The sequence below is a fragment of the Citrobacter sp. wls708 genome (genome assembly GCF_005281255.1).
GTDB classification, from domain to species: Bacteria; Pseudomonadota; Gammaproteobacteria; order Enterobacterales; family Enterobacteriaceae; genus Citrobacter; species Citrobacter werkmanii.
In genome coordinates this window covers 452,878-465,028 of the sequence record NZ_SZXE01000023.1, presented here as the reverse complement: position 1 = coordinate 465,028, position 12,151 = coordinate 452,878, and the positions used below count along the sequence as shown (strand labels likewise).

General features: G+C 51.0%; 11 protein-coding genes. 1 reads left to right on the top strand and 10 read right to left on the bottom strand.

Features of this window, described 5'->3' with window-relative positions:
• Positions 1–2: 2 nt before the first annotated feature.
• From skp to rpsB, 10 genes are all read right to left on the bottom strand, one after another.
• Positions 3–488 (bottom strand): molecular chaperone Skp, encoded by a 486-nt coding sequence (gene skp / locus FDW97_RS17710; protein WP_016151765.1) that lies wholly within the window; start codon positions 486–488, stop codon positions 3–5.
• Positions 489–610: 122 nt separating this feature from the next.
• A complete protein-coding gene (gene bamA, locus FDW97_RS17705) occupies positions 611–3,025 on the bottom strand; it encodes an outer membrane protein assembly factor BamA (protein ID WP_038637411.1) in 2,415 nt (804 codons plus the stop codon).
• Positions 3,026–3,054: 29 nt separating this feature from the next.
• The gene (rseP, locus tag FDW97_RS17700) at positions 3,055–4,407 is read right to left on the bottom strand and encodes a sigma E protease regulator RseP (protein ID WP_038637407.1); all 1,353 of its coding nucleotides are present in this window, start codon (positions 4,405–4,407) and stop codon (positions 3,055–3,057) included.
• A gap of 11 nt (positions 4,408–4,418) precedes the next feature.
• Positions 4,419–5,276, bottom strand: coding sequence for a phosphatidate cytidylyltransferase (gene cdsA / locus FDW97_RS17695; RefSeq protein ID WP_085048275.1), 858 nt, complete (start codon positions 5,274–5,276; stop codon positions 4,419–4,421).
• Between the two features lie 12 nt (positions 5,277–5,288).
• On the bottom strand, positions 5,289–6,047 hold the full coding sequence (gene ispU / locus FDW97_RS17690; RefSeq protein WP_032940405.1) for a (2E,6E)-farnesyl-diphosphate-specific ditrans,polycis-undecaprenyl-diphosphate synthase: 759 nt from the start codon (positions 6,045–6,047) through the stop codon (positions 5,289–5,291).
• Between the two features lie 187 nt (positions 6,048–6,234).
• Entirely contained in the window at positions 6,235–7,431 is a 1,197-nt protein-coding gene (gene ispC / locus FDW97_RS17685) for a 1-deoxy-D-xylulose-5-phosphate reductoisomerase (RefSeq protein ID WP_137351397.1), read from the bottom strand.
• 98 nt (positions 7,432–7,529) lie between these two features.
• Positions 7,530–8,087 carry a ribosome recycling factor gene (gene frr, locus FDW97_RS17680; RefSeq protein ID WP_006686783.1) on the bottom strand — a complete coding sequence of 186 codons (558 nt, stop codon included), beginning with the start codon at positions 8,085–8,087 and terminating at the stop codon, positions 7,530–7,532.
• A gap of 139 nt (positions 8,088–8,226) precedes the next feature.
• Positions 8,227–8,952, bottom strand: coding sequence for a UMP kinase (pyrH, locus tag FDW97_RS17675; protein ID WP_003018549.1), 726 nt, complete (start codon positions 8,950–8,952; stop codon positions 8,227–8,229).
• Positions 8,953–9,097: 145 nt separating this feature from the next.
• On the bottom strand, positions 9,098–9,949 hold the full coding sequence (gene tsf / locus FDW97_RS17670) for a translation elongation factor Ts (protein ID WP_003018551.1): 852 nt from the start codon (positions 9,947–9,949) through the stop codon (positions 9,098–9,100).
• 134 nt (positions 9,950–10,083) lie between these two features.
• Positions 10,084–10,809, bottom strand: coding sequence for a 30S ribosomal protein S2 (gene rpsB / locus FDW97_RS17665; protein WP_003018553.1), 726 nt, complete (start codon positions 10,807–10,809; stop codon positions 10,084–10,086).
• A gap of 451 nt (positions 10,810–11,260) precedes the next feature.
• Between rpsB and map the strand changes: the two genes are divergently transcribed.
• Positions 11,261–12,055 (top strand): type I methionyl aminopeptidase, encoded by a 795-nt coding sequence (map, locus tag FDW97_RS17660; protein WP_038637400.1) that lies wholly within the window; start codon positions 11,261–11,263, stop codon positions 12,053–12,055.
• The last annotated feature ends 96 nt before the right edge of the window (positions 12,056–12,151 follow it).

Genomic DNA, 12,151 nt, shown 5'->3' with positions numbered 1-12,151 from the left:
ACTTATTTAACCTGTTTCAGTACGTCAGCGGTGATGTCTTTTACATCGCTGCTATTGTATGCAACGGTGTTTGCGTCAACGACCAGATCGATGCTCTGGCTGTTAGCAACAGATTTCACAGCTGTCTGGATACGAGTAACCAGTTTGCCACGTTCTTCGTTGGAACGACGCGCACGATCCTGCTCAAAAGCCTGAGCTTTCTGTGAGAAAGTCTGACGCTGAGCCATAACGTCTTTTTCCAGCTTGGTACGATCGCTACCCGCTTTCATTGATTGCAGACGCTGCATTTTAGATTGCAGATCGGATTCCATACGCTGCAGTTCGCTGGCACGGCCTTTGAACTCGTTTTCCAGCGTAGCGGAAACACCTGTCTTCTGTGCAACCTGTTGGAACAGGCTACCCATGTTGACGATTGCAATTTTGTCAGCGGCCTGTGCGGACGTTGCCATCGCTAAACCGAGACCTGCAGCTAATAACCACTTTTTCACAATTAACTCCTTACCATCCCATTTGCACCCGAAGGTACAGTTCTTTGCGTGGCCAGGCGATCCCATGCAAGATCGCCTAAAGTCAGCGCTACACTACCACTACATTCCTTTGCGAAGAACAATTACCAGGTTTTACCAATGTTAAACTGGAACTGTTCCGCTTTGTCTCCATCGTACTTCTTGAACGGTTGGGCGTAGGAGAAAACCAACGGCCCCAATGGGGACATCCATTGTAAAGCGATACCTGCTGACATACGGATATTGCTCGGATCGCTATAGTCCGGTACATCCGACGGCGCAGATGACGGATCCCAGTTCGTATCCCAAACGGTACCCATATCCCAGAAGAACGAGGTACGGACCGAGTTGGCATACTTGTCGCTGATGAACGGCGTCGGGGTAATAAACTCCAGGCTGGCGACAGCCATGGCGTTACCACCTACCGCATCATCAGATTTACAGCCAGCTTCCTGAGTACAGTCTTCGTAATCATTATTATCGTCCCAGCTCGTGTGGGCGCCATTTTTATAAACAGCTTTCGGGCCGATAGTATTCGACTGGAAACCACGCACGGTACTGGAACCACCAGCATAGAAGTTCTCGTAGAACGGCATCTCTTTGCTACCGATACCATCACCATAACCCCACTTGGTACGGCCCAGGACAACCCATTTGTGATCGTCATCAATCGGCACGTAGGTCGCGGTATCCATCGACAATTTGTAGTATTCGTTATCAGAACCCGGAATGGTCACTTTACCATTCAGGTTGACACGCGAACCGTCTGTCGGGAAATAACCACGGTCTAACTTGTTGTACGTCCAACCGTAGTTGAAGGTGAAGTCATCAGCGGCAAAACTGCTGGTATCAGCGGGTTGTCCCATCGACTCAAGATAACGATCCATCGCGATCTGCGGCTGCATGTTGGACAGTTTGTTATGTACATAACCCAGGCCAGCACGCAGCGTATTGTATTCGTTAACCGGGAAGCCGAGCGTTACGTCAGTACCATAACTTTTGTTGGTATAGTCGGACAGGTCTGCATCATCCGCTTCAAAGTCGTTATAGAAGACGCGACCGCCAAGGCTCACACCGTCAACGGTGAAGTACGGGTTGGTGACAGATAGCTCAGTATAGGTCTGGTAGTCGTTTTTAGTGCCGTTAATCCCGACGGAATAACCGGTACCTAACCAGTTATCCTGCTGAACGCCCGCCTGGAAGCTCACGCCGCTCTCGGTACCGTAACCGACGCCGAAGTTAAAGCTACCGGTGTTACGCTCTTTCACCTTATAGACCACATCAACCTGATCCGGACGGCCCGGAACACGCTGAGTATCGGTATCGACGGTTTCAAAGTAACCCAAACGGTTCAGACGTTCTTTACCCTGGTCGACCAGATCGCTGCCCAACCATGCACCTTCCATCTGACGCATTTCGCGACGCAGAACGGAGTCTTTAGACGTGTCGTTACCTTCAAAGCGAATCTTACGCACATAGAAACGGTTACCCGCATCCACATTTACGCGTAATTTAACGGTTTTGTCGGCATCGTTGATTTCAGGCTGCGACTGTACGCGCGGATAGGCATAGCCATAGCGCCCCAGAAGCTTCTTGATATCATCTTCCATTTTGGTCACTTTGGTGCCGTTATAGAGTTCGCCTGGCTCGATTTTGGTCAGGCTCTCAATTTCGGCGGAGTGTCCGGCCAGGTTACCGCTCACCTCTACCCCAGAAAGCTTGTACTGATCGCCTTCAGTGATGTTAACGGTGATGTAGATACCTTTTTTATCCGGCGTCAGGCTCACCTGGGTAGAATCGATATTAAAGCGAGCATAACCGCGATCCAGATAGTAGCTGCGCAGGGTTTCGAGATCGCCCGCGAGTTTCTGTTTCTGGTATTTACGATCGCCCACTACGTTCCACCACGGCACTTCATCACGCAGTTGGAAGTGAGAGATAAGTTCGTCAGTCGAGAAGGCATGGTTGCCGACGATATTGATCTGTTGGATCTTCGCCGAAACACCTTCCTGGAAGACCAGTTTGAGGTCAACGCGGTTACGCGGCAACGGCGTTACCACCGCTTTCACACTGGCGCTGTACTTACCGACGCTATAGTAGAAATCTTCCAGGCCTTTTTCGATATCGGCAAGCGTGGTGCGATCCAGAGACTCGCCAACACGTACGCCAGACGCCTCGAGGTTTTGCTTCAGCATGTCGTCTTTCACCGATTTGTTACCGGAGAAAGTAATGCTGGCAATCGTCGGACGTTCTTTTACCTGAACCAGAAGGGTATCACCATCGCGCAGGACGCGGACATCCTCAAAGTTACCGGTGGCGAACAGAGCACGAATGGTATTACTGATGTCTTCATCATTAACCGTGTCGCCTGTGCGCACCGGCATACTGAGGAGAGCCGCACCAACGGCGACTCGCTGTAGGCCTTCGAAATGAATGTCCTTCACTACGAACCCTTCAGCACCGTATACGGTGGCGCTGCTAAACAGCAGCGACGCTATGAGCAACTTTTTCATCGCCATCGTTATTATGCGTTCTTCCTAACACTCTCTTACAACCGAGAGAAATCATTGAAAAGTGCAAGCCCCATTAACAACACCAGCAAGATAGAGCCAATGCGATAACTAAAGTCTTGAACCCGCTCGGATACCGGACCGCCCTTCAGCTTTTCAATCGCCAGGAACAGCAGATGCCCCCCGTCAAGAACGGGCAACGGAAACAGGTTAATTATCCCTAAGTTCACGCTGATAAGCGCAAGGAACATCAGGTAATAAATCACCCCGAACTCCGCTGACATCCCAGCCCCCTGGGCGATAGAAATCGGCCCACTGAGGTTGTTCAGTTTTACATCACCGGTAATCAATTTTCCCAGCATACTGACCGTCAGCTTCATCAACTGCCACGTTTTATCCGAGGCTTCGACGATGGCGCTGAAGGGTCCATACTGGCGTACAGTCTTATACTCATCAGGCAGAGGAATAATTTTAGGCACCACGCCCGCAAAACCTTCCGCCTTCCCGTTAACCTGTTTTGAATCCGGGGTTAACGTTAAAGACAAGGAACTGCCTTGTCTTTCAATATCTAGCGCTAACGGCTTATCCGGATTATCGCGCACCAGCGTCACGAACATCATCCATTGCGTCAGCGGCTGACCATTGACTTTAACGATCCTGTCGCCAGCTTGCAAACCCGCCTTACTTGCAGCCGAGTTAGCCTGCACTTCTGACAGCACCGATTCAATCTGCGGACCGCGTGGGCGAATCCCTAAACTGGCGACGGGATCCTGTTTGTCTGGCTCAAATGCCCAATGGCGCAAATCCAGCGTTTTGTCCTGCCGCTGGTTACTGCCAAACTGCGCCACGCTGAGCGTTGTATGCTCATCGCCAATTTTGGAAACCAACTGCAGTCTCACGGCATCCCAATCAGGGGTTTCGATACCATCAACCGCTTTTAGTTCCGTACCAGGCTGAATTTGCGCCTGCGCAGCAATCGAGTTGGGTGTTATTTCACCAACAACCGGACGAACGCCAGGAACGCCAATGATAAACACCAGCCAATAAGCGAAAATAGCAAAAAGGAAGTTTGCGATCGGACCTGCGGCGATAATAGCCGCGCGCTGCCCAACCGTTTTATTGTTGAAAGCGTAATGGCGCAGCTCCGGTACCACCGGTTCAGCGCGCTCATCCAGCATTTTGACGTAACCGCCGAGGGGGATTAGAGCGATGACGTATTCTGTACCCAGTTTATCGGTACGACGCCAAAGCGCTTTTCCAAAGCCAATGGAAAAGCGCTCAACGCGGACTCCGCAGCGCCGTGCAACCCAGAAATGACCAAATTCATGCACGGTGATAAGCACACCGAGTGCGACGATGAATGCAGCCAGATTCCAGAGAATACTCAGCATAAGACCATCCGTTAGAGCGTCCTGAATACCAGTAACAACAGGCAGGCAAAGACCGGTACCGCAGCCGTCAGGCTATCAATACGATCCAGAATACCGCCGTGTCCTGGAATTAAGTGACCACTGTCCTTAATACCTGCTTCACGCTTAAACATACTCTCAGTCAGGTCACCCAGCACGGAGGCCAGGGCTGCAACGATGGAGCAAATGAGCAAGGTGACAGGCGCAACTTCAAGATCCGCCCACATGCCATAACCCCATGAGATTACGGCCGCAGTGGCGAGTCCGCCAATAAAACCCTGCCAGGTTTTACCAGGAGAAACCTTCGGTGCCAGTTTGTGTTTGCCAAACAGCTTACCAAACATATACGCGCCAGAGTCCGCTCCCCAGACGAGGATCATGACATACAGCAGCCATAGCGCGCCACTATAATGATTTTCATCATAGTGCCATGCCCGTAGTGCCAGCATTCCCCAAAAGAAAGGAACAATGGTTAGCACGCCGAAAATTATGCGTAATGTTTTGGAATTACGCCAGACCGACGCAGAACCTGGGTAAAACAGTACCAGTAACAGCGCGACGATCCACCAACCCAGCGACGCCCATAGCGATACCTCAACCAGCGGCTGATGAATATTGCGATGGTATTCTGGCAGTAAAAATAGCATTAGCGCCAGCAATAGCCCGCACAAAACCGCCAGCCAGACTCGCTGTGTACGCGTGGTAAAACCGCTTAACTGTCCCCATTCCCAGGCGGCCAACATACAGACAACCAGCGTAACAATGGCGAACCCCACCGGCGGCAGCAAAAACAACGCCGCGATGACAACGGGTATTAAAACAAAAGCAGAAATCAGGCGATACTTCAGCAAAAGCGACCCCCATCAGGCTTTTTCATCACCGGGCTCGGTGCCGCCGAAACGACGCTCACGATTAGCAAAGGCATGCAGCGCACCTTCAAAGTCTTGTTCATCGAAATCGGGCCAGAGAACATCCGTAAAGTAAAGTTCGGCATAGGCAATTTGCCACAACAAAAAATTACTAATTCGATGTTCTCCCCCAGTCCTTATCACTAAATCCACAGGGGCCAGTTCATGCATACAAATTTGCTGCCCAAGCATCTCTTCATCGATTTGCTCTGGGCGCAGCAGACCTTCCTGCACCTGTTGTGCCAGTTGCCTGACTCCCTGGACAATATCCCACCGTCCACCGTAATTCGCTGCAATATTCAGCGTCAACCCGGTATTCTGGGCGGTAAGCGCTTCTGATTTGCGAATCCGTTCTTGCAAACGTGAGTTAAATCGACTGATATCCCCGATAATACGCAGACGTACGTTATGGCGGTGCAGGTTTTTCACTTCGCTATCAAGCGCCCACACAAACAGTTCCATTAACGCGCTCACTTCCTGCGCAGGTCGGTTCCAGTTCTCACTGCTAAAGGCATACAGCGTTAACGCATCAATACCGTTATTGGCAGCAAAAGAGACAGCCCGGCGGACGGATTTTGCTCCGGCCTTATGCCCAAAGGCGCGAATCTTCCCTTGCTTTTTCGCCCAGCGGCCATTGCCATCCATGATGATTGCTACATGGCGGCAACCATGTGCTGGCAAATTTTCGCTTAATGGTTTAGTTGCAGACAACATAACGCGTTTTTAGTCCCTGAAAGGATTTACGGTACTCAGGAATACTGAAGCCCATCCACAAAAAAGCCGTGTCAAACCACGGCTTACCCGACCGAAAAAAAGCAACTACCCGCGATCGAGTGGCGCAGACTATATCACTGAAGCCCAACGCTAACAAATAGCACGATCTTCCGTAGAGGGATTATCATCAGCTTGAGAGTCGCATCACTTCTTTTCTGGCGACTTCCCGCGCGATGGTATCAACCTTCAGCACGTCATCAACGCTCTGCGGCTCCTGCAAATCCATCTTATCCAGTACGGATAAATTAAGATCGGCAATATCGGTAAATCGAATCTGCTGCGCCAGAAATGCGGCAACGGTAATTTCATTCGCGGCGTTCAGTGCGGTCGTTGCCGCCTGCCCTTGCTCAAACGCGTCCATCGCCAGTTTCAGGCACGGATAGCGCTGATAATCAGGTGCGGAAAACGTCAACGCACTGAGTTGGCAAAAGTCGACAGGCTTAACGCCAGACTTCACACGTTCCGGCCATGCCATCGTATGGGCAATAGGTGTACGCATGTCAGGTTCCCCCAACTGCGCCAGAACGCTGCCATCCTGATAACGTACCATCGAATGAATAACCGACTGCGGATGAATCAGCACTTCCATCTGGCTTGCGCTGGCATTGAATAACCAACGCGCTTCAATGTATTCCAGACCTTTATTCATCATGGTGGCTGAATCGACAGAGATTTTTCGTCCCATCGACCAATTCGGATGACGACATGCCTGATCGGGGGTCATAGCAACCAGATCGCGCAATGGCGTTTCACGGAAAGGGCCACCAGACCCGGTAAGCAGTACGGACACGACGCCGTTTTGCTCAAGGTCAGCGTATCCCAGATTGAGTTGGATCGGTTGCGGTAAACTCTGAAAAATCGCGTTATGCTCGCTATCTACCGGCAAAAGCTGCGCTTTGTGGCGTTTCACGTCGTCCATAAACAGACGTCCGCAGGTGACCAGAGACTCTTTGTTCGCCAGCAAAATGCTTTTGCCCGCGCGGATTGCCGAAAGCGTCGGCAGCAGGCCCGCTGCGCCGACAATCGCCGCCATGACCTGATCAACATCATCCAGCGCGGACATATCACAGGCAGCCTGCTGTCCGCTCATAACTTCAGTGCGGCTACCCTGCTCCAGCAGAGCCGATTTTAGCAATGCCGCGCTTTTTTCATCGTCCATTACCGCGTAGCGAGGAGAAAATTCCAGGCATTGCTCCACCATACGGGCAACATTCTTTCCCGCAACCAACGCAGCAACACGAAATTTTTCCGGGTTATGGCGTACTACATCCAGCGTACTGCAACCAATGGAACCGGTTGATCCCAGGATGGTTAATTGCTTCATGAGACATCCAGAAAAATAGGGTATAGACAGAAAAAAGCAAAACGCCGCCATCCAGCCTTTGCAGGCCTTCTAAGCGGCGTTTTTAGCGTACAGATGAATCAGAACTGCATCAGTTCCGTTTCTTTCTCTGCCAGCGCCGCATCAACTTTCTTGATCGCTGCGTCAGTCAGTTTCTGTACTTCGTCCTGAGAGCGGCGATCGTCGTCTTCGCTGATCTCTTTATCTTTCAACAGCGCTTTCACTTTGTCGTTTGCATCGCGGCGTACGTTACGTACGGCAACACGCGCGCCTTCAGCTTCGCCACGCACGATCTTGGTCAGATCTTTACGACGCTCTTCGGTCAGCGGCGGCAGCGGAACGCGGATGTCGGAACCCGCTGAACTTGGATTCAGACCAAGGTCGGAAGCCATAATTGCTTTTTCAACGGCTGGTCCCATGGAACGGTCAAACACGTTGATTTTCAGGGTACGGGAATCTTCAACCGTTACGCTTGCCAGCTGGCGCAGCGGAGTCGGCGTGCCGTAATATTCCACGACAATACCATCCAGCAGGCTAGGAGAAGCACGGCCCGTACGAATTTTGCTGATTTGATTTTTGAACGCTTCGACGCATTTGTCCATGCGTACTTCAGCATCTTTTCTGATATCGTTGATCACGTTACGAATCCTTGAAAGCTCGTTTCAGTCAGACCACACCCACCACGCAAGCTGTGACAAGTATAGTCTTGATTAATTTTGAGGGACGTATCCCGCGACATTAAAGCGGAATATTACCTGCATTTAGCCGCAACGGGAATTATTCCGTGATTAACGTGCCTTCTTTTTCACCCATAACAACACGGCGCAACGCACCCGGTTTGTTCATGTTAAAGACACGAATCGGTAATTTGTGGTCACGAGCCAGCGTGAACGCCGCCAGATCCATCACTTTCAGCTCTTTATCCAGTACTTCAGTGTAGGTCAACTGTTCGTACATGGTCGCCGTAGGATCTTTAGCCGGGTCGGCAGTAAATACGCCGTCCACTTTGGTAGCTTTCAGTACCACATCCGCTTCAATTTCAATACCGCGCAGACAGGCTGCTGAATCAGTAGTGAAGAACGGATTGCCGGTACCCGCAGACAAAATAACAACGCGGTTGTTACGCAGCAGGCTGATAGCTTCCGCCCAGCTGTAGTTATCACACACGCCGTTCAGAGGAATGGCGGACATCAAGCGAGCGTTCACATAGGCGCGGTGAAGCGCATCGCGCATCGCCAGACCGTTCATTACGGTGGCTAACATGCCCATGTGGTCGCCCACAACGCGGTTCATCCCTGCTTTCGCCAGACCAGCACCACGGAACAGGTTACCGCCACCAATCACTACGCCAACCTGAATACCCAGCTCAACCAGCTCTTTGATTTCCTGAGCCATACGGTCAAGTATGCTTGCATCAATACCGAAGCCTTCTGAACCTTGCAGAGCTTCGCCACTTAACTTAAGCAGAATACGTTTGTAGACGGGTTTTGCATTGGTAGCCATGTTTCTTTCCTGAGACTGTCAACGAATGAGATGAGTTAATTCCGGCGACATTGTATGTCGCTTTTCAGCATGACCACTATAGCGGTTCGCTGAATTTACAAGCCAGACACAAAAAGAAGCCGCCCTCAGGCGGCTCCTTTAAAAATTAAGACTGCTTGGACATCGCAGCAACTTCTGCTGCAAAGTCAGTCTCAACTTTCTCGATGCCTTCACCCACTTCGAAGCGGATGAAACCAGTTACGTCAGCGTTGTGCTCTTTCAGCAACTGACCAACAGATTTGCTCGGTTCCATAACGAAAGGCTGGCCAGTCAGAGAAACTTCGCCGGTGAATTTCTTCATACGGCCTTCAACCATTTTCTCTGCGATTTCTTTCGGCTTGCCAGACTGCATGGCGATGTCCAGCTGAACCTGGTATTCTTTCTCTACCACTTCAGCAGAAACGTCTTCCGGCTTAACGAATTCTGGTTTGCTTGCAGCAACGTGCATTGCCAGCTGTTTAACCAGTTCTTCGTCAGCGCCAGTAGCAGCAACCAGAACACCGATACGCGCACCGTGCTGGTAGTTACCCAGAACTTCGCCTTCCAGGGAAGCCACGCGACGAATGTTGATGTTCTCACCGATTTTAGCAACCAGCGCAACACGTTCTTCTTCGAACTGTGCTTTCAGAACTTCAACGTCAGTGATTTTGCCAGCAACGGCAGCGTCCAGTACTTTGTCAGCAAATGCCTGGAAACCAGCATCTTTAGCAACGAAGTCAGTCTGGCAGTTAACTTCCAGAATGAAAGCGATGTTGCCGTCGATTTTGGTTTTGATTACGCCGTCAGCAGCAACGTTGCCTGCTTTTTTCGCCGCTTTGATTGCGCCGGACTTACGCATGTTTTCGATTGCCAGCTCGATGTCGCCATTAGCTTCAGTCAGTGCTTTTTTGCAATCCATCATGCCTGCGCCAGTACGCTCACGCAGCTCTTTTACCAGGGATGCGGTAATTTCAGCCATTCTAAAATCCTCGGAAGATTTGATCTGCCCGGCATGAAACCGCACAGATTTAAAAGTGAAAAAGGGGCCTAAAGGGCCCCTAACCAAACGTGATACTACCTGGTTTATAAGGGGGCTCGAACGAGCGTGCCTTATTATTCAGCTTCTACGAAGCTTTCTTCCGCCTGGGAAGCCAGATCCTGAGAACGGCCTTCACGAACGGTAGTAGCTACAGCGCCCAGGTACAGGGTCACAGCACGGATTGCGTCGTCGTTACCCGGGATAACGAAGTCAACACCGTCCGGATCAGAGTTGGTATCAACGATAGCAAATACCGGGATACCCAGGTTGTTTGCTTCTTTGATAGCAATGTGCTCGTGGTCAGCATCAATTACGAACAGAGCGTCCGGCAGACCGCCCATGTCTTTGATACCGCCCAGGCTGTTTTCCAGTTTCTCAAGCTCACGAGTACGCATCAGCGCTTCTTTCTTGGTCAGCTTTTCGAAAGTACCGTCCTGAGACTGAGTTTCCAGATCTTTCAGACGTTTGATGGACTGACGAACGGTTTTCCAGTTAGTCAGCATACCGCCCAGCCAGCGATGGTTCACGAAGAACTGGTCGCAGCTGTTAGCAGCTTCTTTCACCGCTTCGCTTGCAGCGCGTTTAGTACCAACGAAAAGGATTTTACCTTTACGAGCAGAGATCTTGTTCAGTTCAGCCAGAGCTTCGTTGAACATCGGTACAGTTTTCTCAAGGTTGATGATGTGAACTTTGTTACGCGCACCGAAGATGAACGGCTTCATTTTCGGGTTCCAGTAACGGGTCTGGTGACCAAAGTGAACACCAGCCTTGAGCATGTCGCGCATGGAAACAGTTGCCATGATTAAAACCTCTATATATAAAAGTTGGGGTTAAGCCTCCACGCATCCCATATTACCGACCCCAAAGGGCACCCCGGAATATGTGCCGATACGTGTGTGTTGTTACACAAAGTGAGATTTGTCGCTCCCGTCCATCGTGTGTAGTCTTCGAATGGATCGGAAGTCCGGCGCGCTTTATACCACAAATACGCCACCGACACCAATAATTGTTGGCACTCAGTGCTGAATTGAACGATGAATTTCGTGTTACAGGCAGGCGGCAAATTTTTGAATCCCCGGGAGCTTACGGCCAGTAAGTGACTGGGGTGAAAAAATGTAGCCAACGCACCTGTGGCACGAAAGGCGAAGTTCAGAATGATTCTCAATTTGGCAGGGTACACCCCTGACTGATACCATTGTCAGCACTTACACAATTATTGCCGAAAATAATCGGCACTGATGGACAGAATTCATGGCTATCTCAATCAAGACCCCTGAAGAAATCGAAAAAATGCGCGTCGCTGGCCGTCTGGCGGCGGAAGTACTGGAGATGATCGAACCGTTTATCAAACCGGGCGTCAGCACCGGCGAACTGGATCGCATCTGTAACGACTATATCGTTAATGAGCAGCAGGCCATTTCCGCGTGCCTGGGCTACCACGGTTACCCTAAATCCGTGTGTATCTCGATTAACGAAGTGGTGTGCCACGGGATCCCGGACGACGCTAAGCACCTGAAAGATGGTGATATCGTTAACATCGACGTGACCGTGATTAAAGACGAATTCCACGGCGATACCTCCAAAATGTTTATCGTCGGCAAACCCACCATTCTGGGCGAACGTCTGTGCCGTGTAACGCAGGAAAGCCTGTATCTGGCGCTGCGGATGGTTAAACCGGGCATTCGCCTGCGCACGTTGGGCGCTGCGATTCAGAAATACGCGGAAGGCGAAGGCTTCTCTGTAGTACGTGAATACTGCGGTCACGGTATCGGTCGCGGCTTCCACGAGGAGCCTCAGGTTCTGCACTACGATGCGGACGACGGCGGCGTGGTACTGCAGCCTGGCATGACTTTCACCGTAGAACCGATGCTGAATGCCGGTGATTACCGCATCCGCACCATGAAAGACGGCTGGACGGTGAAAACCAAAGACCGCAGCTTGTCTGCTCAGTACGAGCATACTATTGTAGTGACGGAAAACGGCTGTGAGATCCTGACGTTACGCAAGGATGACACCATCCCGGCGATCATCACTCACGACGAATAATGTTTTGCCTGATGGCGATGCCTCCGCATCTTATCAGGCCTACAAATTGTACTACTTCGTAGGCCGGATAAGGCGTTCACGCCATCATCCGGCTTT

What these genes read in the sequence shown, in the direction of transcription:
- rpsB (WP_003018553.1), bottom strand. Translation starts at nt 10,809, where the DNA reads ATGGCAACTGTTTCCATGCGCGACATGCTCAAGGCTGGTGTTCACTTT.
- ispU (WP_032940405.1), bottom strand. Translation starts at nt 6,047, where the DNA reads ATGTTGTCTGCAACTAAACCATTAAGCGAAAATTTGCCAGCACATGGT.
- map (WP_038637400.1), top strand. Translation starts at nt 11,261, where the DNA reads ATGGCTATCTCAATCAAGACCCCTGAAGAAATCGAAAAAATGCGCGTC.
- rseP (WP_038637407.1), bottom strand. Translation starts at nt 4,407, where the DNA reads ATGCTGAGTATTCTCTGGAATCTGGCTGCATTCATCGTCGCACTCGGT.
- bamA (WP_038637411.1), bottom strand. Translation starts at nt 3,025, where the DNA reads ATGGCGATGAAAAAGTTGCTCATAGCGTCGCTGCTGTTTAGCAGCGCC.
- tsf (WP_003018551.1), bottom strand. Translation starts at nt 9,949, where the DNA reads ATGGCTGAAATTACCGCATCCCTGGTAAAAGAGCTGCGTGAGCGTACT.
- ispC (WP_137351397.1), bottom strand. Translation starts at nt 7,431, where the DNA reads ATGAAGCAATTAACCATCCTGGGATCAACCGGTTCCATTGGTTGCAGT.
- pyrH (WP_003018549.1), bottom strand. Translation starts at nt 8,952, where the DNA reads ATGGCTACCAATGCAAAACCCGTCTACAAACGTATTCTGCTTAAGTTA.